The sequence below is a fragment of the Streptomyces sp. HUAS 31 genome (assembly GCF_028198125.1).
Lineage (GTDB): Bacteria > Actinomycetota > Actinomycetes > Streptomycetales > Streptomycetaceae > Streptomyces > Streptomyces chartreusis.
This window is the reverse complement of the sequence record NZ_CP116353.1, coordinates 6,515,975-6,538,433: the sequence shown is the minus strand read 5'-3', so window position 1 is coordinate 6,538,433 and position 22,459 is coordinate 6,515,975. Positions and strand designations below refer to the sequence as shown.

Sequence of the window (22,459 nt, the reverse complement as noted above, 5' to 3'; positions counted from 1 at the left end):
AGTGTGCGCTTACACGCTGCTTACGATTGGCTTCTGCGGCGGACCTTAGCGCTCGTCGGGGACTGTGTGAGCGGTTAGTAACGCGAGTCACGTCTCATCTGACGGACATCACACCGGCGCCGGTCATTCCACGGCTCGGACGGCGTAGTTGAGCACGTTCGGGCTCAACAGCTCCTCGATGTCGTCGAGAAGCACGAGCGCCTCTCGTGACACTTTGCCCGGATTGCGCCCGGCCACCATCTCCCGTCCGATGTGGACGAACACGGTCTGGTGGATCCAGGCGATCTGACCGGCGATCAGCCCCGGCAGCGGGTCGGCGGCGTCCGCACCGGCCTCCTCGCGCAGGGTCGCCTCCAGGTGTTCGTGGATCTCCTGCTGCATGCTCCACAGCCGGGAGCGCAGCGGCGGCGCCTCCTGGATGCAGCGCATGAAGCGGTCGTAGCCCTCCATGAGGCCGACCCGGGGCGAGACCGACTCGACGTCGGCACGCAGTTCGCGCAGCACCGCCGCGGCGGCCGACTCCCCCTTCGCCCGGCCGCGCACCCAGCGGGAGAGCTGCTCGACGACGCCGGCGGAGCGGTCGAAGAAGAGGTCCTCCTTCGCCGGGAAATAGTTGTAGACGGTGTTCACGGAGACGTCGGCGGCCTCCGCCACCTCCGCGATGGTCACGGTCACGAAGCCGTGCTCCAGGAACAGTCCGGTGGCGATGTCCGAGATCCGCTGTCTCGTCTCGCGCTTCTTCCGCTCCCTGAGCCCTTCCGCCATGGTCCTCATCCTAACTTCAGTGGTCTCTCTTAAAATTTGGGGTCATTGCAAAATTTAAGAGACTCTGTTTTTCTGGGGCCATGACCATCATCAGTACGGCCGGACTGGCCCGTACCTTCCGGACGAAACTCGGCCCGGTGGAGGCCGTCCGCGGCATCGACCTGACCGTGCGCGAGGGCGAGATCCTCGGCTTCCTGGGCCCGAACGGCGCGGGCAAGACGACGACCCTGCGCATGCTCACGACCCTGCTGGCGCCCACCGGCGGCGCCGCCACCGTCGCCGGCCACGACCTCGCGACCGACCCCGCGGGGGTGCGCCGGGTGTGCGGGTACGTGGCCCAGTCGGGCGGGGTGGACACGCAGATCACCGTGCGGGAGGAGCTGATCACCCAGGGCCGCCTCTACCGCCTGACCAAGGCGCAGGCCGCCGGGCGGGCCGAGGAGTTGGCCCGCGACCTGGACCTGACCGAGCTCCTGGACCGCAAGGCCGGCACACTCTCCGGCGGCCGGCGGCGGCGCCTCGACATCGCGATGGCGCTCACGCACCGCCCGAAGGTGCTGTTCCTCGACGAGCCGACGACGGGACTGGACCCCGGCGGCCGGGCCGACCTGTGGGACCTGATCCGGCGGCTGCGCGACGAACACCGCACCACGGTGTTCCTGACCACCCACTACCTCGACGAGGCCGACGCCCTCTCCGACCGGCTCGTCGTCGTCGACAAGGGCGTGGTCGTCGCGGAGGGCACGCCGAGCGCGCTGAAGCTGCGCCACGGCGGCTCGATCGACGCCTCGCTCCAGGACACCTTCCTCGCCATCACCGGCCGCAGCGCCACCCCGGCCGACGCCGCCCCCGTAGCCGTATAGGAATCCCCAGAAGATGCTGCTGCACGACACGGCCCTCATCTACGGCCGCTATCTCCGCCAGTCCCTGCGCTCCAGGTTCGCCCTGCTCTTCGGGGTGCTGATGCCGCTGCTGTACCTGCTGTTCTTCGGTCCGCTGCTGACGGATCTGCCGCTGGGCGGCCGGGGCAGCTCCTGGCAGGTGCTGGTCCCCGGGCTGCTGCTCCAACTCGGCCTGTTCGGGGCGTCGTTCGCCGGGTTCTCGATCATCATCGAGAAGGGCCAGGGGGTGGTGGAGCGGATGCGGGTGACGCCGGTCAGCCGCCTCGCCCTGTTGCTGGGACGGGTACTGCGGGACGCCACGGTGTTCGTCTTCCAGGCGGTGCTGCTGGTCCTGGCCGCGCTGGCGATGGGACTGAGAGCTCCGCTGCCGGGCGTCCTGATCGGCTTCGCGTTCGTCGGGCTGCTGACGGTGTCGCTGGCCTCGCTGTCCTACGCGCTCGCCATGAAGGTCCGCACCCCGCAGGAGTTCGGGCCGGCGATCAACGCCATGACGATGCCGATGATGCTGCTGTCGGGCCTGATGCTCCCGATGACGCTGGGACCGAGGTGGCTGGACGTCCTGTCCCACTTCGTACCGTTCCGCTATCTGGTGGACGCGGTGCGGGACGCGTACGTCGGCTCCTACACCACAGCACACATGCTGTACGGCGTTCTGGTCGCCGTCGCCTTCGCCGCGCTCGCCGTGACGGTCGGCACACGCGTCTTCCGAACGGCCGGTGCGTAACTAGGCTGGCCTCATGGTCAATCTGACACGCATCTACACCAGGACCGGCGACCAGGGCACCACCGCCCTCGGCGACATGAGCCGGGTCGCCAAGACCGACCTGCGGATCTCGGCGTACGCCGACGCCAACGAGGCGAACGCGGTGATCGGCACGGCGATCGCGCTGGGCGGCCTGGACGAGGAGGTCGTCAAGGTCCTCACCCGGGTGCAGAACGACCTGTTCGACGTGGGTGCGGACCTGTCGACGCCGGTGGTGGAGAACCCGGAGTTCCCGCCGCTGCGCGTCGAGCAGTTCTACATCGACAAGCTGGAGGCGGACTGCGACCGCTTCAACGAGGAGCTGGAGAAGCTGCGCTCCTTCATCCTCCCCGGCGGCACCCCGGGCGCGGCCCTGCTCCACCAGGCCTGCACGGTCGTCCGCCGCGCCGAGCGCTCGACGTGGTCGGCCCTGGAGGCCCACGGCGAGACCATGAACCCCCTGACCGCGACCTACCTCAACCGCCTGTCCGACCTCTTGTTCATCCTGGCGAGGACGGCGAACAAGTCCGAGGGCGACGTCCTCTGGGTCCCAGGCGGAGAACGCTAGGCGGTCATCGGCGGGCCTTCTCCTGTGACCGGACCGGTCGGTCGGAGGAAGCAGGCTCGCCCTTCGGCTGCTTGGGCCAGATCAGGTACGCCAGCGCGACCAGGCCGTGGATGCCCGCGGCGCGCAGTGCCACCCACTGGAAGGACCGCAGGGACGAGGTGTCACCGTCCCCGACGTACCAGACGGCGCCCTGGAGGAGTGCACAGGCCACGGCCGCCCCGAGCAGCGTACGAAGCCACAGGCCGCCCTCGTGCCGGGCGCGTGCCATGCCGTACTGCGGAGGCTTGGGCGGGCGTGGGGCGCCGCCCAGGCGGTGCGCGGCGTGGCCGTCCAGCCAGCGGATCGTGTAGTGGCCGTACGCCACGGTGTAGCCGATGTAGAGCGCGGCCAGGCCGTGCTCCCAGCCCGGCTCGGCGCCGTTCTTCAGGTCCACCGCGGTCGCCACGAAGAGCACCAGCTCAAGCAGCGGCTCGCACAGCAGCAGGACCACACTCGTACGGCGCCGCTTCAGCAGGTAGCGGACGGCCAGGCCCAGCGCCAGCAGCACCCAGAAGCCGACCTCGCAGGCGATGATGAGGGCGACGATCACAACATGCTCCCTTCGGTCACCCTTCCAGGCTCCCGTCGGGACCGGTCGCTTTCGTCGTCGGCACTGACGAACTCGCGGTACATCGAAAGATGCAGTCCAGGACCCTTCCCCGGAATCACGCGCGGGCGGAGCCCACCGTGTTGGATGAAGCCATGGCCCTTCCCCGTCCGCACCGCTTCGACGTGTACGTCGCCGTCGGCGGGCTGTTCGGCGGTCTGCTGCTGGTGGGCATCGGTCTGGCCACGCGGCCCTCCCGGGACCCCATCACGCTCTTCGACGGCCCCTGGCCGATCCTGCTGCCGCTCGTCGTGATGGCCGGCTGCGAGCTGATGCGCCGGACGGCCCCGCGCACGGCCCTGCTGATCGGCACGGTGGCGATCTGCGCGGACGTCTTCACCCAGGGCAACCTGGCCACGGTCCTGATGTTCACCGACATCGTCTACGCGGCCGTGCTGTACGGCCCGCTCCCCTCCGCCCGCCGCATCCAGTGGATCACCGGCCTGCTCACGGTGGCCGCGACCCTGGTGCCGTTCGCCGTGTGGCGCACCCCGGAGGCACTGCTGATCGGGGTGGTCGTCGGCATCGTGGCGTACGGTCCGGCCGGCACCGGCTGGATCGTGCGCAACCACCGTGACGCCGCCGAGGCCGCCCGGCTGCGGGCGGAACAGACCGCGCTGCTCGCCGAGATGGACCGTTCCCAGGCCGTCGCCGCGGAGCGCGCCCGCATGGCACGCGAGCTGCACGACATGGTCGCCAACCATCTCTCCGCGATCGCCATCCACTCCACGGCCGCGCTCTCCATCGACGACCCGAAGACCTCCCAGGAGGCGCTGTCGGTCATCCGCGAGAACAGCGTCGAGGGGCTCGCCGAGATGCGCCGGCTCATCGGCATCCTGCGGGACGCCGGCGGCGACACCGAGCCGGCGGCCGCCCCCACGCTCGACGGCCTCGACGCCCTGGCCGAGGGCGCCCGCACCAACGGCCTCGACGTCCACCTCGATTCCGCGCCCGGCTCCGTCCCCGCCCCCGTCGAGCTCGCCGCCTACCGCATCGTCCAGGAGTGCCTGACCAACGCCCTCAAGCACGCCTCCCCCGGCCGGGTCACGGTCGCGCTCGCCCAGCGGGACAGCTGTCTGACCGTCGCCGTGACCAGCCCGTTCGGCGACCGCGACGGGCCGCGGGCGCCCGGTTCCGGCGCCGGCCTGATCGGTATGCGGGAGCGGGTCGCGCTGCTGGGCGGCGAGTTCGAGGCCGGGCCCGAGGGCTCGGCCGACGGCAAGATGTGGGTCGTACGCGCCAGGCTTCCGCTGACCGAAGGAGACCCCGCATGATCCGAGTGCTCGTCGCCGAGGACCAGTCCGCCGTCCGCGCCGGGCTGGTCCTCATTCTGCGCAGCGCTCCCGACATCGAGGTGGTCGGCGAGGCGGCGGACGGTGAGCAGGCGGTGGAGCGGGCCCGGGAACTGCGGCCCGATCTGGTGCTGATGGACATTCAGATGCCGCGTCTGGACGGGGTTTCGGCCACCCGCAAGGTCGTCGAGGAACGGCTCGCGGACGTCCTCGTGCTGACCACCTTCGACCTCGACGAGTACGTCTTCGGGGCGCTGCGGGCGGGCGCCTGCGGGTTCCTGCTCAAGAACACCGAGGCCCGCGACCTGCTGGAGGCGGTGCGCACGGTGGCACGCGGCGAGGGCATCGTCGCCCCGGCCGTCACCCGGCGGCTGATCGCCGAGTTCGCGGCGAAGCCCGTACGGGAGACGACGGCCGACCCGTCGGTCCTGGACAGTCTCACCCGCCGTGAGCGCGAGGTGCTGTCCTGCCTCGGCGAGGGCCTGTCGAACGCCGGCATCGCGGCCCGGCTCGACATGGCGGAGGCGACCGTGAAGACACACGTCAGCCGTCTGCTGGGCAAGCTGGAGCTGCGAAGTCGCGTCCAAGCGGCCGTACTGGCGCAGGAGTTGGGGATCTAGGCGACCGGCCCCGCAGGCCGATGAGCAACTGGTCCAGACCTATTGACCTGTGGTCCAGACCTTTCTATTCTCACCGCACCATGAGTGGGCGTGAGGCTCAGTCATGCCCCCTGACTTCCCAACAAGGAGGCGCAGCATGCGCTTCAGACACAGAGCCGTGGCGGGGTTCGCGACCCTGCTGCTTCCGCTGGCGGGCCTGGTCGGCCTCGCGAGCCCGGCCGAAGCCGCGACATCCGCCACCGCCACCTACGCCAAGACCCAGGACTGGGGCTCCGGCTTCGAGGGCAAATGGACGGTGAAGAACACCGGCACCACGTCCCTCAGCTCCTGGACGGTCGAGTGGGACTTCCCCTCCGGCACCTCCGTCACCTCCGCCTGGGACGCCGACGTCACCTCCTCCGGCACCCACTGGACCGCCAAGAACAAGTCCTGGAACGGCACCCTCGCCCCCGGCGCCTCCGTCTCCTTCGGCTTCAACGGCGCCGGCTCCGGCTCCCCCGCCAACTGCAAGCTGAACGGCGGCAGTTGTGACGGCGGCACCACGGAGCCCGGTGACAGCGCCCCGAGCGCCCCCGGCACGCCGAGCGCCTCCGACATCACCAACACCTCGGTGAAGCTGTCCTGGAGCGCCGCCACCGACGACAAGGGCATCAAGAACTACGACGTCCTGCGCGACGGCGCCAAGGTCGCCACCGTGACCACGACGTCGTACTCCGACACCGGCCTGACCGCCGGCACCGACTACTCCTACACCGTCCAGGCCCGCGACACCGCCGACCAGACCGGCCCGGTCAGCGGCGCCCGCGCGGTGCGGACCACCGGCGGCACCACCGACCCGCCGCCCACCGGCGACAAGGTCAAGCTCGGCTACTTCACCGAGTGGGGCGTCTACGGCCGCAACTACCACGTCAAGAACCTGGTGACCTCCGGCTCCGCGTCGAAGATCACGCACATCAACTACGCGTTCGGCAACGTCAAGAACGGTCAGTGCACCGTCGACGACACCTACGCCGCCTACGACAAGGCCTACACAGCCGACCAGTCCGTCAGCGGCACCGCCGACACCTGGGACCAGCCGCTGCGCGGCAACTTCAACCAGCTGCGTCAGCTGAAGGCCAAGTACCCGCACATCAAGATCCTGTACTCCTTCGGCGGCTGGACCTACTCCGGCGGCTTCGGCCAGGCGGCGCAGAACGCGGCCGCGTTCGCCAAGTCCTGCAAGTCCGTGGTCGAGGACCCGCGCTGGGCCGATGTCTTCGACGGCATCGACATCGACTGGGAGTACCCCAACGCCTGCGGCCTGACCTGCGACACCTCCGGCCCCGCGGCCTTCAAGAACCTGATGTCCGCGCTGCGCACGGAGTTCGGCCCGAACTACCTGGTCACCGCGGCCATCACCGCCGACGGCTCCTCCGGCGGCAAGATCGACGCGGCCGACTACGGCGGCGCCTCCCAGTACCTCGACTGGTACAACGTGATGACGTACGACTACTTCGGCGCCTTCAACGCGCAGGGCCCGACGGCGCCGCACTCGCCGCTCACGTCGTACGCCGGCATCCCGCAGGCGGGCTTCAACTCCGCCGACGCCATCGCCAAGCTCAAGTCCAAGGGCGTCGCGTCCAAGAAGCTGCTGCTCGGCATCGGCTTCTACGGCCGCGGCTGGACCGGCGTCACCCAGGCCGCCCCCGGCGGCACGGCGACCGGAGCCGCGCCCGGCACCTACGAGGCCGGCATCGAGGACTACAAGGTCCTGAAGAACTCCTGCCCGGCGAACGGCACCATCGCCGGCACCGCGTACGCCTACTGCGGCAACAACTGGTGGTCCTACGACACCCCGTCGACGATCGCCGGGAAGATGTCATGGGCCAAGAACCAGGGCCTGGGCGGCGCCTTCTTCTGGGAGTTCAGCGGCGACACCACCAACGGTGAGCTGGTGACCGCCATCAACAACGGGCTCAACTAGCAGGCAGATTAAGCGACATTGACGCGCTGACCGGGCGGGGCTGCCTCAAGCCACGCGAGGAAACCGGTCAGCGCGTCTTCGCTCATGGCGAGTTCGAGACGCGTGCCCCGGTGCAGACAGGTGAGGATCACGGCGTCGGAGAGCAGCGCCAGTTCCTCCTCGCCGTCGGGCAGACGCCGGCCGGCCACCTCGATCGCGGAGCGCTCCAGGACGCGGCGCGGGCGGTAGGCGTAGGAGAAGACGCGGTACCACTCGATGCGGTCGCCGTTGTAACGGGCGACGCCGTAGCTCCAGCCCTTGCCGCTGGTGTCGGTCTTCTCCGGCACGTCCCAGCGCAGCGAACAGTCGAAAGTGCCGCCCGAGCGCTGGATGAGTCTGCGGCGCAGGCCGAAGACGAACAACCCCAGCACCACAAGGGCGACGACGATTCCGCACACAGTCAGAGCGAGGACCATCGGCACCGACCTCCTCGTCTCCTAGGTAACGGAACGGAAAAAACTTCCATATCTGCCACAGCCGCGACCGGCACCGGATTGCTCCGGTCCCAGCCGCGGCTGAGTGACGTCATCGCGTGCGCTCCCCCAGAGCCTAGACGGCCCGGAAGGTGACCCCGGGGGTCAGCGCGCCGTCGCCGCCCGCAGGCGGACCTCCGCGCGGCGCTCGGCGGACGCGTCGTCGTCGCCCTTCGCGCGCTCGAGCGCCCGCTCCGCGCGCTGGACGTCGATCTCGTCCGACAGTTCGGCGATCTCGGCCAGCAGCGACAGCTTGTCGTCCGCGAACGAGATGAAACCGCCGTGCACCGCGGCGATGACGGTCCCGCCATCACTCGTACGGATGGTCACCGGGCCCGACTCCAGCACACCGAGCAGCGGCTGGTGACCGGGCATGACGCCGATGTCGCCGGACGTGGTGCGCGCGACGACCAAGGTGGCCTGGCCGGACCAGACCTCACGGTCGGCCGCGACCATCGCGACGTGCAGCTCAGCAGCCAAGGTGGCTCCTCGGGTCACCACCCGGCGGTTGTGCCGGGTGTTGGTTACAAGTCTAGTAGGCATGGAAGAGGGGGCGGGACGTGCCCCGCCCCCTCATCAAGAGCTCAATGGCTCACGAAGACCGGTGCGTCAGGAGACGCCCAGCTCCTTCGCGTTCTTCTTCAGGTCCTCGATACCACCGCAGAGGAAGAAGGCCTGCTCCGGGAAGTGGTCGAAGTCACCGTCGATGATCGCGTTGAACGCGGTGATCGACTCGTCCAGCGGCACGTCCGAACCGTCCACGCCGGTGAACTGCTTGGCGACGTGGGTGTTCTGGGACAGGAAGCGCTCGACGCGGCGGGCACGCTGGACGACCAGCTTGTCCTCCTCGCTGAGCTCGTCGATACCGAGGATCGCGATGATGTCCTGGAGGTCCTTGTACTTCTGAAGGATCCCCTTGACGCGCATGGCGGTGTTGTAGTGGTCCGCCGCGATGTAGCGCGGGTCCAGGATCCGGGACGTGGAGTCCAGCGGGTCCACGGCCGGGTAGATGCCCTTCTCCGAGATCGGACGGGAGAGAACCGTCGTCGCGTCGAGGTGGGCGAAGGTGGTGGCCGGGGCCGGGTCGGTCAGGTCGTCCGCGGGGACGTAGATCGCCTGCATCGAGGTGATCGAGTGACCACGGGTCGAGGTGATGCGCTCCTGGAGGAGACCCATCTCGTCGGCCAGGTTCGGCTGGTAGCCCACCGCGGAGGGCATACGGCCGAGCAGGGTCGACACCTCGGAACCGGCCTGCGTGAAGCGGAAGATGTTGTCGATGAAGAACAGCACGTCCTGCTTCTGCACATCGCGGAAGTACTCCGCCATGGTCAGACCGGCGAGGGCCACGCGCAGACGGGTGCCCGGGGGCTCGTCCATCTGACCGAAGACCAGCGCGGTCTTGTCGATGACGCCCGACTCGCTCATCTCGTCGATGAGGTCGTTGCCCTCACGGGTGCGCTCACCGACACCGGCGAACACGGAGACACCGTCGTGGTTGTTGGCGACGCGGTAGATCATCTCCTGGATGAGCACCGTCTTGCCGACGCCGGCACCGCCGAACAGACCGATCTTTCCACCCTTGACGTACGGGGTGAGAAGGTCGATGACCTTGACGCCGGTCTCGAACATCTCGGTCTTCGACTCGAGCTCGTCGAAGTTCGGCGCCTTGCGGTGGATGCCCCAGCGCTCGCCCTCGTACTGCTCGTCGACGTTCAGCACCTCACCGAGGGTGTTGAACACCTTGCCCTTGGTGAAGTCGCCGACCGGCACGGTGATGGAGGCACCGGTGTCGGTGACGGCGGCCTGGCGGACCAGACCGTCGGTGGGCTGCATGGAGATGGTGCGGACCAGGCCGTCACCCAGGTGCTGGGCGACCTCCAGGGTCAGCGTCTTCTTCTCGCCGTCCTTGGCCGGGTCGGCCACCTCGACGTGAAGGGCGTTGTAGATCTCCGGCATGGCGTCGACGGGGAATTCCACGTCGACGACCGGGCCGATGACCCGGGCGACGCGGCCCGTGGCAACGGCCGTCTCAACTGTCGTCGTCATTACCTGTCACTCCCCGCGGTCGCGTCGGCCAGGGCTGCGGAGCCACCGACGATCTCGCTGATTTCCTGGGTGATTTCGGCCTGGCGGGCCGCGTTGGCAAGCCGCGAGAGCGTCTCGATGAGCTCTCCCGCGTTGTCGGTTGCCGACTTCATCGCCCGCCGCGTGGCGGCGTGCTTGGAGGCAGCCGACTGGAGCAGCGCGTTGTAGATACGGCTCTCCACGTAGCGCGGCAGCAGGGCGTCGAGGACGTCCTCCGCCGAGGGCTCGAAGTCGAACAGCGGAAGGATCTCGCCCTTCGGCGTCTCCTCCGCGATCTCTTCGAGGCTGAGCGGCAGCATGCGGGCATCGAGGGCCTGCTGCGTCATCATCGACACGAACTCGGTGTAGACGATGTGGAGCTCGTCCACGCCGCCCTCGGCCGTGTCCTTCTCGATGGCCTCGATCAGCGGGCCCGCGACCTTCTTCGCGTCCGCGTACGTGGGCTCGTCGGTGAAGCCCGACCACGACTCCACGACCTTGCGCTCGCGGAAGTTGTAGTGAGCCAGACCACGGCGGCCGACGATGTACGTGTCGACCTCCTTGCCCTCGGCCTCAAGACGCTCGGTCAGCAGCTCCGCCGCCTTGATGGCGTTGGAGTTGAAGGCGCCGGCGAGACCACGGTCGCTCGTCAGGAGCAGCACCGCGGACCGCACGACCGTGTCGGCCTGCGTGGTCAGCGGGTGCTTGGTGTTCGAGCCGGTACCGACCGCCGTGACCGCGCGGGTGAGCTCGGTCGCGTACGGCGTGGAGGCCGCCACCTTGCGCTGCGCCTTGACGACACGCGAGGCGGCGATCATCTCCATCGCCTTGGTGATCTTCTTGGTCGCGGTGACGGATCGGATGCGACGCTTGTAGACCCGGAGCTGGGCTCCCATGAGTCAGGTCCCTTCCTTACGTCACTTGGCGGCGGCCGGAGCGTCCTCGCCGAGAAGCTTGCCGTCCGAGGTCTCGAACTGCTTCTTGAAGTCGGCGATCGCGTCGGCAACAGCGGTGAGGGTGTCGTCCGACATCTTGCCGCCCTCCTTGATGGAGGTCATGAGGCCCTGCTCCTTGCGGTGCAGGTACTCCAGGAGCTCCTTCTCGAAGCGGCGGATGTCAGTGACCGGAACGTCGTCCATCTTGCCGGTGGTGGCACCCCAGACCGAGACGACCTGGTCCTCGGTGGCCATCGGCTGGTACTGAGCCTGCTTGAGCAGCTCGACCAGACGCGAACCACGCTCCAGCTGTGCCTTCGACGCGGCGTCCAGGTCGGAACCGAAGGCGGCGAACGCCTCCAGCTCGCGGTACTGGGCCAGGTCCAGACGCAGACGGCCGGAGACCTGCTTCATCGCCTTGTGCTGCGCGGAACCACCGACTCGGGAGACGGAGATACCGACGTTCAGCGCGGGGCGCTGACCGGCGTTGAACAGGTCCGACTCCAGGAAGCACTGGCCGTCGGTGATGGAGATGACGTTGGTCGGGATGAACGCCGAGACGTCGTTCGCCTTGGTCTCGACGATCGGCAGACCCGTCATCGAACCGGCGCCCATGTCGTCGGAGAGCTTCGCGCAGCGCTCCAGCAGACGGGAGTGCAGGTAGAAGACGTCACCCGGGTAGGCCTCACGGCCCGGCGGGCGGCGCAGCAGCAGGGACACGGCGCGGTAGGCGTCGGCCTGCTTCGAGAGGTCGTCGAAGATGATGAGGACGTGCTTGCCCTCGTACATCCACTGCTGGCCGATGGCCGAACCGGTGTACGGCGCCAGGTACTTGAAGCCGGCCGGGTCGGACGCCGGGGCGGCGACGATGGTCGTGTACTCGAGCGCGCCGTTCTCCTCCAGCGCGCCACGGACCGACGCGATCGTCGAGCCCTTCTGGCCGATGGCGACGTAGACGCAGCGGACCTGCTTGTTCGGGTCGCCGGTGCGCCAGTTGTCGCGCTGGTTGATGATCGTGTCGACGGCCAGGGCGGTCTTGCCGGTCTGACGGTCACCGATGATCAGCTGACGCTGGCCACGGCCGATCGGGGTCATCGCGTCGACGGCCTTGTAGCCGGTCTCCATCGGCTCGTGCACCGACTTACGGGCCATGACGCCCGGAGCCTGAAGCTCGAGGGCGCGGCGGCCTGACGTCTCGATCTCGCCGAGGCCGTCGATCGGGTTGCCGAGCGGGTCGACGACTCGGCCGAGGTAGCCCTCGCCGACGGCCACGGAGAGGACCTCACCGGTACGGGAGACCGGCTGACCCTCCTCGATGCCGCTGAACTCACCGAGGATGACGGCGCCGATCTCGCGCTCTTCCAGGTTCAGCGCGAGGCCGAGGGTGCCGTCCTCGAACTTCAGCAGTTCGTTGGCCATGGCCGAGGGAAGACCCTCGACCTTCGCGATGCCGTCGCCGGCAAGGGTGACCGTGCCGACCTCCTCGCGCGAGGCCGCGTCCGGCTTGTACGACTGGACGAAGTTCTCCAGCGCGTCCCGGATCTCCTCCGGCCGGATCGTGAGCTCCGCCATCTGGGTTCCCTGCTCTCCTTGTTGGGCCCGAAGTTTCACTTTGGGGGGATGGGGACTCCCCCCTGAACGAGGTGAATCCTCTGCACGGCCCAACATGGGCCGTCGTAAGTACGTACTGCTATGAAGTTTGGTGCTAGCTCGCCAGTCGGCGGCCGGCGTCCTCGATGCGGTCCGCGAGGGAGCCGTTGATGACCTCGTCACCGACCTGCACCCGGATACCGCCGACGACCTCGGGGTCCACGTCGATGTTCAGGTGCATCGTGTGGCCGTAGAGCTTCCCGAGAGCGGCGCCCAGGCGCCGCCGCTGCGTGTCGCTCAGCGGAACCGCCGTGGTCACGACCGCCACCAGGCGCTGCCGGCGCTCGGCGGCGAGCCTGGAAAGGGACTCCAGTCCCGACTCCAGGCTACGTCCACGCGGCGCGGTCACAAGACGCGTCACCAGACGCTCCGTGGTCGCCTTGGCCCGGCCGCCGAGCAGGCTGCGCAGCAGCGCGCTCTTGGCCGAGGTGGTGGCGGCGCGGTCGGTCAGCGCGGCGCGCAGCTCGGTGTTCGAGGAGACGATCCGGCCGAACCGGAACAGCTCGTCCTCGACGTCGTCGAGCGTGCCCGTCTTCTGCGCGGCCGTGAGGTCGGCGGTGTCCGCCAGCTCCTCCAGCGCGTCCACCAGGTCGCGGGACTGCGACCAGCGGGAGCGCACCATGCCGGCCAGGAGGTCGGCGGTCTCGCCGCCGACCTGGCCGCCGAGCAGGCGCTGGGCCAGCTCGGCCTTGGCCTCGCCGGCCTGCGCCGGGTCGGTCAGGACCCGACGCAGCGACACCTCGCGGTCGAGCAGCGTGGTGACGGCGGCCAGCTCGTCGGCAAGCCGTCCGGCGTCGACGGACGTGTTGTCCGTCAGCGCGTCGAGTCGCTCGCGTGCGGCTGCCAGGGCCTCGCGGCTCGCTCCGTTCATCGTCCGGCCTCGGCCTTCTCCTCGAGCTCGTCGAGGAAGCGGTCGATGACGCGGCTCTGCCGGGCGTGGTCCTCGAGGGACTCGCCGACGAGCTTGCCGGCCAGGTCGGTGGCAAGCTTGCCGACATCCTGACGCAGCGCGGACGCGGCGGCCTTGCGGTCGGCCTCGATCTGGGCGTGACCGGCGGCGACGATCTCCTCGCGCTGCCGCTGGCCTTCCGCGCGCATCTCCGCGATGAGCGTGGCGCCTTGCTCCTGCGCCTCCTGGCGCAGACGCGCGGCCTCGTGCCGGGCCTCGGCGAGCTGCGCCCTGTACTGCTCCAGAACGCTCTGGGCCTCGGTCTGCGCGGCCTCGGCCTTCTCGATACCGCCCTCGATGGCCTCGCGACGCTCTTCCAGAACCTTGTTGATGTTCGGGAGCAGCTTCTTGGCGAGGAAGCCGAAGACGATGACGAAGGCGATCAGGCCGATGACAAGCTCGGGGATCGGCGGGACGAGGGGATTCTCCGACTCCTCGACCGCCAGAACGAGCAGCTGGCTCATATCAGTGCCTTTCGTCTAGTCGGCTGGTTGTGGATCCGCAGATCACTTGCCGTAGACGAACGGCATGACCAGACCGATGAGGGCGAGCGCCTCACAGAAGGCGAAGCCGAGGATCTGGTTGGCGCGGATCAGGCCGGCAGCTTCGGGCTGACGGGCCAGGGCCTGGGTGCCGTTACCGAAGATGATGCCGACGCCAACGCCGGGACCGATGGCAGCAAGGCCGTAGCCGATGGAGCCGAGCGAGCCGGAAACAGCGGCAAGGGTCTGGGACATGCCAGTTCTTCCTTTTCTGTACGGACCGGTGGGGGTTGGCCACCGGACGTCTGCGGGGTTGAGGGGGCGGGCACTCAGTGGTGCTCGGCGAGCGCGCCCTGAATGAAGGTGCAGGTCAGAAGCACGAAGACATACGCCTGCAGCGCCTGGATGAACAGCTCGAAGGCCGTCATGACGATGACCATGATGAACGAGACACCCGCATAGGCGATCCCGATGCCGTTCAGCAGGTACCAGCTGGCAATCGTGAAGAGGAGCAGCAGCGTGTGACCGGCGAACATGTTCGCGAAGAGTCGCACCGCGTGCGTGAACGGCCGGACGAGCAGGTTCGAGAAGAACTCGATCAGCATGGCCAGCGGCAGGACCGGGCCGAGCGACTTGTCGTAACCGGTGAAGTTCTTGAGGGCACCGACGAAACCGTGACGCTTGAAGGTCAGCGAGACCCACAGCACATAGACGATCAGCGCCAGGCCCACCGGGTACGAGATGATCGCTGTGACCGGGAACTGGGCGACCGGGATGATCGACCAGAGGTTCATCATCCAGACGAAGAAGAACAGCGAGACGATCAGCGGTACGTACTTCTCGCCTTCCTTCTTACCGATCGTCTCGTAGACGATCCCGCGCCGAACAAAGTCGTAACCGGCCTCGGCGACCATCTGCAGCTTGCCCGGGACGACTTGCGGCTTACGGAAGGCCGCCCAGAAGAAGCCGATGATGACGACGGAGCCGAGCAGCGCCAGCAACATCGTCTTGTCGAAGTACACGTTGCTGGTTCCGTCGCCCCAGAGGGGCTCGAACAGGAACGAGTGCAGGCCGGGAGCCGGGAATCCACAGCCGTCGAAGATGTGGCAGTCGGTCTCGAAGGCGAGCACCTGCGTCGGGTCAGCACTCACCGCGGGCTCCTTCAGCGTGGCGCATAGGTACGGCAACCTCGTTGTGTCGGCGCGGCGCGCAGCCGCGGTTCGGCACGGGACTGGTGTTACGGATGTGGGGGCGGCTGTGGGGCATCTCGCCTCGCGATTGAGCAGGCGTCAGCTCGGATGCCCGCGCCCGCGATGCCGCAGTTGGCACCGGACGATAGCAGGACTTCTTCCGCCCCTTTATCCCGCCCCTACCTCTCACGACGAGTGCCCCGTCTTTTCGGACTTCCCGCCCTTGGAGGAGGTGTCCGAATCGGGTTCGACGTAGAGGATCTTGGCCTTCATGTGGGCACGCGTCTGCATGGCGATCCACACGAGGGTGGTGCCGAGCAGTGTGAACGCGAAGACCCGGGGGTTGAACAGCGTCGTGTTCTTGAACGCGGCCATGAAGATGAACAGCAGCAGGATCTGCGCCGCGTACAGCATCAGACCCATTGCCTGGAACAGATGCGGAAGCGATTTGGCAGTGCGCTGAAGTACGTAGAGACCGAGCCCCATGAAAAGGATCACGACCAGCGTCGCGACGACGGCCCCGATCGCTCCCTTGCCACCGGCGACCACGCCACTGACGACGGCGGCAACAGCGCCGGCGACGGCTGTGGGAACAGCGGCCTGGAGCAGGGTGCGGGCGTCATTGGACGGCATGGCGGCAACTCCGCTTTCACGGTGGGGGCAGGGTGTCGTCATGGACGAGCGTAGTCCCGGGCTGAGAGAGAACCTCACGCCGGGTGGACCGTCGCACTTCGGTCCTTCGGCTCTGTCCCGGGTTCTCGTGAACCGTATCACAAACTATTTGATGAGGTCTTTACCTGGGAGGTGTGCCCGCAGTCACACATGAGAGTGAAGGTGCGCGTCTGTGCAGGAACGCTGCCGACTTGTCTGGTATTGGGATGCTTCGCTCCCCCATGAGTTGGCAATGCTCTAGTCAGATTCTTACCTTGGGGCTTCTCTTACTTTGACCGTCAGCGCGACGTTCCGGCTTTACGCCTGTCCAGGGGCCGCGAACGAGCGCCCAGGGCGGTGGCTCCGTTGACGCGGCCGGCCCCGGCGGCGACCGGGGTGCGCGGCTGCTCCTCGGACTCGGCGATCGCGGTCTGCGGTGTGCCGGCCGCGGGCTCGGCGACGGCCCCGCCCCGGCGGTAGCGCGGTGGCACGAAGGCCTCGGCCCAGCGCGGGGCACGCGGCGTGAAGCGTGGCAGGAGCAGCAGGACCAGGCCGATGAAGCTCAGGAACACCACGCCGAGCACGATCCACATCGACGCCGAGTTCACGGAGTAGGCGAGCGCGCCGAAGGCGATCAGCGCCGACCAGAAGTACATGATCAGCACCGCCCGGCTGTGGGAGTGGCCGATCTCCAGCAGCCGGTGGTGCAGATGGCCGCGGTCGGCGGCGAACGGCGACTGACCGCGCCAGGTGCGGCGCACGATGGCCAGCACCAGGTCGGCTGCCGGGATCGCGATGATCGTCAGCGGCAGCAGCAGCGGGATGTAGACCGGCACCGTCTGGTGCACGGCCGCCTTCTCGGAGCCGGCGAACAGCTTCAGCGCGTCCGGGTCGACCTGACCTGTGATGGAGATCGCGCCCGCGGCGAGGACCAGGCCGATCAGCATCGAGCCGGAGTCGCCCATGAAGATGCGCGCGGGGTGCATGTTGTGCGGCAGGAAGCCCAGGCACATGCCCATCAGGATCGCCGAGAACAGGGTGGCCGGCGCGGCGGCCTCAATGCCGTACGACACCCACACGCGGTAGGCGTAGAGGAAGAACGCCGCCGACGCGATGCAGACCATGCCGGCGGCGAGGCCGTCCAGGCCGTCGACGAAGTTGACCGCGTTGATGGTGATGACGACCAGGGCCACGGTGAGCAGGGTGCCCTGCCACTGGGTCAGCGCGACGTTGCCGACGCTGGGGATGGGCAGCCACAGGATCGTCAGACCCTGCATGACCATGACGCCGGCCGCGATCATCTGGCCGCCCAGCTTGATCAGGGCGTCGATCTCGAACTTGTCGTCCAGGACGCCGATCAGCCAGATGAGCGCCGCTCCGGAGAGCAGCGCCCGCGGTTCGTTCGACTTCTCGAAGACGGTACTGAGGTTGGTGAGGTGGTCGGCGACCAGCAGGCCTGCGCACAGGCCGAAGAACATGGCGATACCGCCGAGCCGCGGAGTTGGTTCCCGGTGCACGTCACGTGCCCGGATCTCCGGCATCGCTCCGGCCACGATCGCGAACTTACGTACCGGCCCTGTCAGCAGATACGTCACCGCGGCCGTGATGCAGAGCGTCAGCAGGTATTCACGCACGGGCTTCCCCACAAGTCTCGCTGGCCATCTCAGCCCCACACACTAGCGACGTACGCATACGCGACGCATATGTGTGGGGACTTCCGGGTAGCGACGATGGTTGCACGTGTGGCTGTGTGCTCGGGTGCGTCTACCCCGCCTCAACCGGGATACGGCGGAAATCTACCGGTGAGCTCCCGCACTTCTTCACGGGCCTTCTGACTTTCCCTCTCGCCCCGCAGCACTCCCGCCAGCAGCGCCGCGAGCCACACCATCTCCTCCTCCCCCATGCCCTGGGTGGTCACGGCCGCGGTGCCCAGGCGCAGACCGCGGGCGTCGCCGTGCGGCAGCGCACAGCAGTCCAGGACCACTCCGGCCGCCGCCAGCCGGCCGCGCGCATCGCGGCCGTCCACGCCGAGGGGCGCGGGATCGGCGGTGATCAGGTGGGTGTCGGTCCCGCCGGTGGTGACGACGAGGCCCTCCTCGGCGAGGTGGGCGGCCAGGGTGCGCGCGTTGGCCACCACCTGATGGGCGTACACCGCGAACGCCGGCGTTGCCGCCTCGCCGAACGCGACGGCCTTGGCGGCGATGGTGTGCATCTGGGCGCCGCCCTGCGTGAACGGGAAGACGGCGCGATCGACGCGCTCGGCGAGATCCGAGCCGCACAGGATCATGCCGCCGCGCGGGCCGCGCAGCACCTTGTGGGTGGTGGCGCACACCACATCGGCGTACGGCACCGGACTCGGCGCCGCTCCCCCGGCGACGAGCCCCATGGGGTGGGCGGCGTCGGCGATGAGATAGGCGCCCACCTCGTCGGCGATGTCACGGAAGACGGCGTAGTCGATGTGCCGCGGATAGGCGATGGACCCGCACACCAGGGCTTTGGGGCGGTGGTTGCGGGCGAGGGTGCGCACCTGGTCGTGGTCGATGAGCCCGGTCTCGGCGTCGACCCCGTAGCCGACGAAGTCGAACCAGCGGCCGGAGAAGTTCGCGGGCGAGCCGTGGGTGAGGTGTCCGCCGTAGGGCAGGCCGAGGGCGAGGACGGTGTCGCCGGGGCGCAGCAGCGCGGCGTACGCGGCGAGGACGGCCGAAGACCCGGAGTGGGACTGCACGTTGGCGTGCTCGGCCCCGAACAGTGCCTTGGCCCGCTCAACGGCGAGCCGCTCGGCGGCGTCGACCATCTCGCATCCGCCGTGGTACCGGTCGCCCGGGTAGCCCTCGGCGTACTTGTTGGCCAGCGGCGATCCGAGGGCCGCCAGCACGGCGGGCGACGTGAAGTTCTCCGCGGCGATGAGCTGGAGCGTCGTCGACTGCCGGTCGAGCTCCCCGAGCAGGATGTCGGCGAGCTGGGGGTCCTGACGGCGCAGGACATCGGCCTCGAGGGTAGGGGTGACCGACATGGTGGGCTCCGGGCGTGCGTCGGCGGTGACGTACGTCCAATGTAGGCCCGGTGCGCCCCGGGCGCCCGGCTGTCACGTCCTCGCGGGTACTCCCGTGAGCGCCGTCACCACCGGATCCAGTGCCTCGTGTATCTCCTCGCCCACCGAGCGGAAGAACGTCAGCGGCGCCCCGTACGGGTCGTACACCTCGTCGGCCTCGGCCGTCGGCGCCAGCAGCCACCCGCGTAGAGCCGCCGCCGCGCGCACCAGGGCGCGTGCTCGCTGGACCACGCCGTCCTCCAGGGGAGGCAGCGTCGCGGGGTCTATGGCGCGGACCAGGCGGGTGAACTCCTTCAGCGTGAAGGTGCGCAGGCCCGCCGAATGGCCCATGGAGATGACCTGGGCGCGGTGGTCGCGGGTGGCGGTGAGGACCAGGTCGGCCATGATGACGTGTTCGTCGAGGAGCTCGCGGCCGACGAAGCCGGAGGCGTCCGCGCCGAAGTCGGCGAGGACCGTCTCCGCGTTGGACTCCATGGCCGCGCCCTCGTGGCCCCAGGTGCCGGCGCTCTCCACGATCAGCGAGCCGCCGAGCACCCCGAGCCGCTGCGTCACGAAATGACGGGTCAGCCGCTCGGTGATCGGCGAGCGGCACACGTTTCCGGTGCTGACGTGGAGGATGCGGAAGCTGTCGCGCGGCAGTCCCACGAAGGTGGTCGTGATCTCCGCCGCGCTTTCCCCGTTGCCTATGCCACGCATGGGGGTACCCCCTGCTCGGGCGCGGCCGAGAGCCCGGGGGACTCAGGGGCGGTCAATTGGCCACCTCGAGGTCGGGTACGACCTTCCGCAGATCCTCCGCCGAGAGGGCACCCGCGCGCAGCAGCAGCGGCACCTCGCGCGTGACGTCGACGATGGACGACGGGACGTTGCCCGGGGTCGGGCCGCCGTCGAGGTACACCGAGACCGAGTCGCCGAGCATCTCCTGCGCCGCGTCGCAGTCCTCCGGCGCCGGGTGTCCGGTGAGGTTCGCCGAGGAGACTGCCATCGGGCCGACCTCGGTCAGGAGCTCGATGGCGACCGGGTGCAGTGGCATGCGCACGGCAACCGTGCCCCGGGTGTCACCGAGGTCCCACTGGAGGGACGGCTGGTGCTTGGCGACGAGCGTGAGCGCGCCCGGCCAGAACGCGTCGACCAGCTCCCAGGCCAGCTCGGAGAAGTCGGTGACGAGACCGTGGAGTGTGTTCGGGGAGCCGATCAGCACGGGGGTGGGCATGTTGCGGCCCCGCCCCTTGGCCTCCAGCAGATCGCCGACGGCCTCCTTGGTGAACGCGTCGGCGCCGATGCCGTACACCGTGTCGGTCGGAAGGACCACGAGCTCACCACGGCGGACGGCGGACGCGGCCTCACGCAGACCGGTCGTGCGGTCGGTCGCGTCGTTGGTGTCGTATCGCCGTGCCATATCTAGCGGGCCTCCTCGTACACGAAGTACACGTACTTCCGGGAAAGAGTCTGCGGGGCGGTCACGGCAGCGCCTTGCGGGCCGTCGCGAACCGGGGGCGGTTGTTGAGGTCGGGGTGGTCGGCCGCGTCGGCCCAGCCCAGCTCCTCGGTGAAGATCCACGGCACCTGACCGCCCTGGGTGTCGGCGTGCTCGATGACGACGACGCCGCCGGGCCGCAGGAGACGGTGTGCGGTCCGCTCCAGGCCGCGGATGAGGTCGAGGCCGTCCTCGCCGGAGAACAGGGCGAGATCGGGATCGTAGTCCCGCGCCTCCGGAGCGACGTATTCCCATTCGGTGAGCGGGATGTAGGGCGGGTTGGAGATGACCAGGTCGACCTGGCCGTCGAGGTCGGGGAAGGCGTCCAGCGCGTTGCCCTGGCGCAGGTCGACGCGCGAGCCCTCCACGTTCTTGCGCGTCCACACCAGGGCGTCCTCGGACAGCTCCACGGCGTGCACGCGCGAGCGCGGGACCTCCTGGGCGAGGGCGAGCGCGATGGCGCCCGAACCGGTGCACAGGTCGACGATGCAGGGCTCGACGACGTCCATCGCGCGCACCGCGTCTATGGCCCAGCCGACCACCGACTCGGTCTCGGGCCGCGGCACGAACACGCCCGGCCCGACTTGGAGTTCGAGATAGCGGAAGTACGCACGCCCGGTGATGTGCTGGAGCGGCTCGCGCTGCTCACGGCGGGCGATGACCTCCCAGTACCGGGCGTCGAAGTCCGAGTCCTTCACGGAGTGCAGCTCGCCGCGCTTCACGCCGTGCACGAACGCGGCGAGCTCCTCCGCGTCGGTGCGCGGCGAGGGCACGCCGGCGTCCGCCAGCCGCTGGGTGGCCTGTGCCACCTCCGCGAGCAGCACGCTGCGGGGGCTTGGGGTCCGCCCCCCGATGAATTGCTGCACGCAAGTCCTCCGTGTCGTACTCGTCCGTGCGTACGTCCGTCCCCTACGCCCTTACGCGGCCGCCAGCTTCGCCGCCGAGTCCGCGTCGACGCAGGCCTGGATCACCGCGTCGAGGTCGCCGTCCAGGACCTGGTCCAGGTTGTACGACTTGAAGCCGACGCGGTGGTCCGAGATGCGATTCTCCGGGAAGTTGTAGGTACGGATCTTCTCGGAGCGGTCGACGGTGCGGACCTGGCTGCGGCGGGCGTCGGCGGCCTCCTTCTCGGCCTCCTCCTGCGCCGCTGCGAGCAGCCTGGAGCGCAGGATACGCATCGCCTGCTCCTTGTTCTGGAGCTGGCTCTTCTCGTTCTGGCAGGAGGCGACGACTCCGGTCGGAATGTGCGTGATGCGCACGGCGGAGTCGGTGGTGTTGACGGACTGGCCACCCGGGCCTGACGACCGGTACACGTCGATGCGGAGGTCGTTCGGGTTGATCTCGACGTCGATCTCCTCGGCCTCGGGCGTGACGAGCACACCGGCCGCGGAGGTGTGGATACGGCCCTGCGACTCGGTCGCCGGCACCCGCTGCACGCGGTGCACGCCGCCCTCGTACTTCAGCCGGGCCCAGACGCCCTGGCCGGGCTCCGTGGCGCCCTGGCCGCCCTTGGTCTTCACCGCGACCTGGACGTCCTTGTAGCCGCCCAGCTCGGACTCGGTGGCGTCGATGATCTCGGTCTTCCAGCCGACGCGCTCGGCGTACCGCAGGTACATGCGCAGCAGGTCCCCCGCGAACAGCGCGGACTCGTCACCGCCGGCGCCCGCCTTGATCTCCAGAATGACGTCCTTGTCGTCACTCGGGTCACGCGGGACGAGCAGGAGCCGCAGCTTCTCGGTCAGTTCCTCGCGCTGCTTGTCCAGCTCCTTGACCTCGGCCGCGAAGTCCGGGTCGTCGGCGGCGAGTTCCTTCGCCGTGTCGATGTCGTCGCCGGTCTGCTTCCAGGAGCGGTACGTGGCGACGATCGGGGTGAGCTCGGCGTAGCGCTTGTTCAGCTTGCGCGCGTTCGCCTGGTCGGCGTGCACCGAAGGGTCGGCGAGCTTCGTCTCCAGGTCGGCGTGCTCAGCGACCAGTTCCTCGACGGCCTCGAACATCTTGGGCTC

At 68.8% G+C, this 22,459-nt stretch carries 24 protein-coding genes; 6 read left to right on the top strand and 18 right to left on the bottom strand.

The annotated features are described in order from the left end of the window. Window positions 1-123: 123 nt before the first annotated feature. Window positions 124-765 carry a TetR/AcrR family transcriptional regulator gene (locus PGH47_RS29250; protein WP_271665864.1) on the bottom strand — a complete coding sequence of 214 codons (642 nt, stop codon included), beginning with the start codon at window positions 763-765 and terminating at the stop codon, window positions 124-126. Between the two features lie 80 nt (window positions 766-845). Between PGH47_RS29250 and PGH47_RS29245 the strand changes: the two genes are divergently transcribed. The 3 genes from PGH47_RS29245 to PGH47_RS29235 are packed head-to-tail and all read left to right on the top strand — an operon-like array spanning window position 846 to window position 2,977. Then, on the top strand, window positions 846-1,628 hold the full coding sequence (locus PGH47_RS29245; RefSeq protein ID WP_271665863.1) for an ABC transporter ATP-binding protein: 783 nt from the start codon (window positions 846-848) through the stop codon (window positions 1,626-1,628). Window positions 1,629-1,641: 13 nt separating this feature from the next. After that, on the top strand, window positions 1,642-2,391 hold the full coding sequence (locus PGH47_RS29240) for an ABC transporter permease (protein ID WP_271665862.1): 750 nt from the start codon (window positions 1,642-1,644) through the stop codon (window positions 2,389-2,391). 13 nt (window positions 2,392-2,404) lie between these two features. After that, window positions 2,405-2,977 (top strand): cob(I)yrinic acid a,c-diamide adenosyltransferase, encoded by a 573-nt coding sequence (locus PGH47_RS29235; RefSeq protein WP_271665861.1) that lies wholly within the window; start codon window positions 2,405-2,407, stop codon window positions 2,975-2,977. A gap of 4 nt (window positions 2,978-2,981) precedes the next feature. Here the strand turns inward: PGH47_RS29235 and PGH47_RS29230 are convergent, their stop codons facing one another. Further along, window positions 2,982-3,566, bottom strand: a complete 585-nt coding sequence (locus tag PGH47_RS29230) for a hypothetical protein (RefSeq protein ID WP_271665860.1) — start codon at window positions 3,564-3,566, stop codon at window positions 2,982-2,984. Between the two features lie 152 nt (window positions 3,567-3,718). Here PGH47_RS29230 and PGH47_RS29225 point away from each other — a divergent pair, with 152 nt between their 5' ends. From PGH47_RS29225 to PGH47_RS29215, 3 genes are all read left to right on the top strand, one after another. Further along, the gene (locus tag PGH47_RS29225; RefSeq protein WP_271665859.1) at window positions 3,719-4,897 is read left to right on the top strand and encodes a sensor histidine kinase; all 1,179 of its coding nucleotides are present in this window, start codon (window positions 3,719-3,721) and stop codon (window positions 4,895-4,897) included. Next, window positions 4,894-5,535, top strand: a complete 642-nt coding sequence (locus PGH47_RS29220) for a response regulator (RefSeq protein WP_030945003.1) — start codon at window positions 4,894-4,896, stop codon at window positions 5,533-5,535. The genes PGH47_RS29225 and PGH47_RS29220 overlap by 4 nt, the downstream gene beginning before the upstream one ends. A gap of 136 nt (window positions 5,536-5,671) precedes the next feature. Then, window positions 5,672-7,498 carry a glycoside hydrolase family 18 chitinase gene (locus PGH47_RS29215; RefSeq protein WP_126900116.1) on the top strand — a complete coding sequence of 609 codons (1,827 nt, stop codon included), beginning with the start codon at window positions 5,672-5,674 and terminating at the stop codon, window positions 7,496-7,498. 8 nt (window positions 7,499-7,506) lie between these two features. Here PGH47_RS29215 and PGH47_RS29210 read toward each other — a convergent pair whose 3' ends face one another. The 16 genes from PGH47_RS29210 to prfA all read right to left on the bottom strand — a co-directional run bounded on the left by PGH47_RS29210 (window position 7,507) and on the right by prfA (window position 22,450). After that, the gene (locus PGH47_RS29210; RefSeq protein WP_030944997.1) at window positions 7,507-7,953 is read right to left on the bottom strand and encodes a DUF2550 domain-containing protein; all 447 of its coding nucleotides are present in this window, start codon (window positions 7,951-7,953) and stop codon (window positions 7,507-7,509) included. A 162-nt stretch (window positions 7,954-8,115) separates the two neighbouring features. Next, a complete protein-coding gene (locus PGH47_RS29205) occupies window positions 8,116-8,490 on the bottom strand; it encodes a F0F1 ATP synthase subunit epsilon (RefSeq protein WP_107902761.1) in 375 nt (124 codons plus the stop codon). 129 nt (window positions 8,491-8,619) lie between these two features. Continuing rightward, window positions 8,620-10,056 (bottom strand): F0F1 ATP synthase subunit beta, encoded by a 1,437-nt coding sequence (gene atpD, locus PGH47_RS29200; RefSeq protein WP_107902763.1) that lies wholly within the window; start codon window positions 10,054-10,056, stop codon window positions 8,620-8,622. Further along, window positions 10,056-10,970, bottom strand: coding sequence for a F0F1 ATP synthase subunit gamma (locus PGH47_RS29195; protein ID WP_271665858.1), 915 nt, complete (start codon window positions 10,968-10,970; stop codon window positions 10,056-10,058). Before PGH47_RS29195 ends, atpD begins: the two co-directional genes overlap by 1 nt. Window positions 10,971-10,991: 21 nt before the next feature. Beyond that, entirely contained in the window at window positions 10,992-12,581 is a 1,590-nt protein-coding gene (atpA, locus tag PGH47_RS29190) for a F0F1 ATP synthase subunit alpha (protein WP_107902768.1), read from the bottom strand. A gap of 133 nt (window positions 12,582-12,714) precedes the next feature. Next, window positions 12,715-13,530: a F0F1 ATP synthase subunit delta gene (locus PGH47_RS29185; protein ID WP_271665857.1), complete on the bottom strand. Its 816-nt coding sequence runs from the start codon at window positions 13,528-13,530 to the stop codon at window positions 12,715-12,717. Next, the gene (locus PGH47_RS29180) at window positions 13,527-14,072 is read right to left on the bottom strand and encodes a F0F1 ATP synthase subunit B (protein WP_271665856.1); all 546 of its coding nucleotides are present in this window, start codon (window positions 14,070-14,072) and stop codon (window positions 13,527-13,529) included. Before PGH47_RS29180 ends, PGH47_RS29185 begins: the two co-directional genes overlap by 4 nt. 42 nt (window positions 14,073-14,114) lie before the next feature. Next, a complete protein-coding gene (atpE, locus tag PGH47_RS29175; protein WP_024884520.1) occupies window positions 14,115-14,345 on the bottom strand; it encodes an ATP synthase F0 subunit C in 231 nt (76 codons plus the stop codon). A gap of 74 nt (window positions 14,346-14,419) precedes the next feature. Beyond that, a complete protein-coding gene (atpB, locus tag PGH47_RS29170) occupies window positions 14,420-15,241 on the bottom strand; it encodes a F0F1 ATP synthase subunit A (protein ID WP_271665855.1) in 822 nt (273 codons plus the stop codon). A 225-nt stretch (window positions 15,242-15,466) separates the two neighbouring features. Next, the gene (locus PGH47_RS29165; RefSeq protein ID WP_030944972.1) at window positions 15,467-15,913 is read right to left on the bottom strand and encodes a hypothetical protein; all 447 of its coding nucleotides are present in this window, start codon (window positions 15,911-15,913) and stop codon (window positions 15,467-15,469) included. A 317-nt stretch (window positions 15,914-16,230) separates the two neighbouring features. Next, window positions 16,231-17,565, bottom strand: coding sequence for an MraY family glycosyltransferase (locus PGH47_RS29160; protein ID WP_030944970.1), 1,335 nt, complete (start codon window positions 17,563-17,565; stop codon window positions 16,231-16,233). A gap of 140 nt (window positions 17,566-17,705) precedes the next feature. Continuing rightward, window positions 17,706-18,944: a serine hydroxymethyltransferase gene (glyA, locus tag PGH47_RS29155; protein ID WP_271665854.1), complete on the bottom strand. Its 1,239-nt coding sequence runs from the start codon at window positions 18,942-18,944 to the stop codon at window positions 17,706-17,708. 72 nt (window positions 18,945-19,016) lie between these two features. Further along, complete coding sequence (locus PGH47_RS29150) at window positions 19,017-19,679, bottom strand: arsenate reductase/protein-tyrosine-phosphatase family protein (RefSeq protein WP_030944966.1); 663 nt, start codon at window positions 19,677-19,679, stop codon at window positions 19,017-19,019. Window positions 19,680-19,731: 52 nt separating this feature from the next. Then, window positions 19,732-20,379: an L-threonylcarbamoyladenylate synthase gene (locus PGH47_RS29145; protein ID WP_030944961.1), complete on the bottom strand. Its 648-nt coding sequence runs from the start codon at window positions 20,377-20,379 to the stop codon at window positions 19,732-19,734. Between the two features lie 61 nt (window positions 20,380-20,440). Beyond that, window positions 20,441-21,280, bottom strand: coding sequence for a peptide chain release factor N(5)-glutamine methyltransferase (prmC, locus tag PGH47_RS29140; protein ID WP_269638392.1), 840 nt, complete (start codon window positions 21,278-21,280; stop codon window positions 20,441-20,443). A gap of 93 nt (window positions 21,281-21,373) precedes the next feature. Beyond that, on the bottom strand, window positions 21,374-22,450 hold the full coding sequence (gene prfA, locus PGH47_RS29135) for a peptide chain release factor 1 (protein ID WP_107902783.1): 1,077 nt from the start codon (window positions 22,448-22,450) through the stop codon (window positions 21,374-21,376). Window positions 22,451-22,459: the final 9 nt, after the last annotated feature.

Excerpts from the sequence above, each read along its gene's own strand:
- PGH47_RS29250 (WP_271665864.1), bottom strand. The coding sequence starts at position 765 with ATGGCGGAAGGGCTCAGGGAGCGGAAGAAGCGCGAGACGAGACAGCGG.
- prfA (WP_107902783.1), bottom strand. The coding sequence starts at position 22,450 with ATGTTCGAGGCCGTCGAGGAACTGGTCGCTGAGCACGCCGACCTGGAG.
- PGH47_RS29245 (WP_271665863.1), top strand. The coding sequence starts at position 846 with ATGACCATCATCAGTACGGCCGGACTGGCCCGTACCTTCCGGACGAAA.
- glyA (WP_271665854.1), bottom strand. The coding sequence starts at position 18,944 with ATGTCGGTCACCCCTACCCTCGAGGCCGATGTCCTGCGCCGTCAGGAC.
- PGH47_RS29215 (WP_126900116.1), top strand. The coding sequence starts at position 5,672 with ATGCGCTTCAGACACAGAGCCGTGGCGGGGTTCGCGACCCTGCTGCTT.
- atpA (WP_107902768.1), bottom strand. The coding sequence starts at position 12,581 with ATGGCGGAGCTCACGATCCGGCCGGAGGAGATCCGGGACGCGCTGGAG.
- PGH47_RS29220 (WP_030945003.1), top strand. The coding sequence starts at position 4,894 with ATGATCCGAGTGCTCGTCGCCGAGGACCAGTCCGCCGTCCGCGCCGGG.
- atpD (WP_107902763.1), bottom strand. The coding sequence starts at position 10,056 with ATGACGACGACAGTTGAGACGGCCGTTGCCACGGGCCGCGTCGCCCGG.
- PGH47_RS29210 (WP_030944997.1), bottom strand. The coding sequence starts at position 7,953 with ATGGTCCTCGCTCTGACTGTGTGCGGAATCGTCGTCGCCCTTGTGGTG.
- PGH47_RS29150 (WP_030944966.1), bottom strand. The coding sequence starts at position 19,679 with ATGCGTGGCATAGGCAACGGGGAAAGCGCGGCGGAGATCACGACCACC.
- PGH47_RS29240 (WP_271665862.1), top strand. The coding sequence starts at position 1,642 with ATGCTGCTGCACGACACGGCCCTCATCTACGGCCGCTATCTCCGCCAG.
- PGH47_RS29235 (WP_271665861.1), top strand. The coding sequence starts at position 2,405 with ATGGTCAATCTGACACGCATCTACACCAGGACCGGCGACCAGGGCACC.
- PGH47_RS29165 (WP_030944972.1), bottom strand. The coding sequence starts at position 15,913 with ATGCCGTCCAATGACGCCCGCACCCTGCTCCAGGCCGCTGTTCCCACA.
- atpE (WP_024884520.1), bottom strand. The coding sequence starts at position 14,345 with ATGTCCCAGACCCTTGCCGCTGTTTCCGGCTCGCTCGGCTCCATCGGC.
- PGH47_RS29195 (WP_271665858.1), bottom strand. The coding sequence starts at position 10,970 with ATGGGAGCCCAGCTCCGGGTCTACAAGCGTCGCATCCGATCCGTCACC.
- PGH47_RS29180 (WP_271665856.1), bottom strand. The coding sequence starts at position 14,072 with ATGAGCCAGCTGCTCGTTCTGGCGGTCGAGGAGTCGGAGAATCCCCTC.
- PGH47_RS29225 (WP_271665859.1), top strand. The coding sequence starts at position 3,719 with ATGGCCCTTCCCCGTCCGCACCGCTTCGACGTGTACGTCGCCGTCGGC.
- PGH47_RS29145 (WP_030944961.1), bottom strand. The coding sequence starts at position 20,379 with ATGGCACGGCGATACGACACCAACGACGCGACCGACCGCACGACCGGT.
- PGH47_RS29185 (WP_271665857.1), bottom strand. The coding sequence starts at position 13,530 with ATGAACGGAGCGAGCCGCGAGGCCCTGGCAGCCGCACGCGAGCGACTC.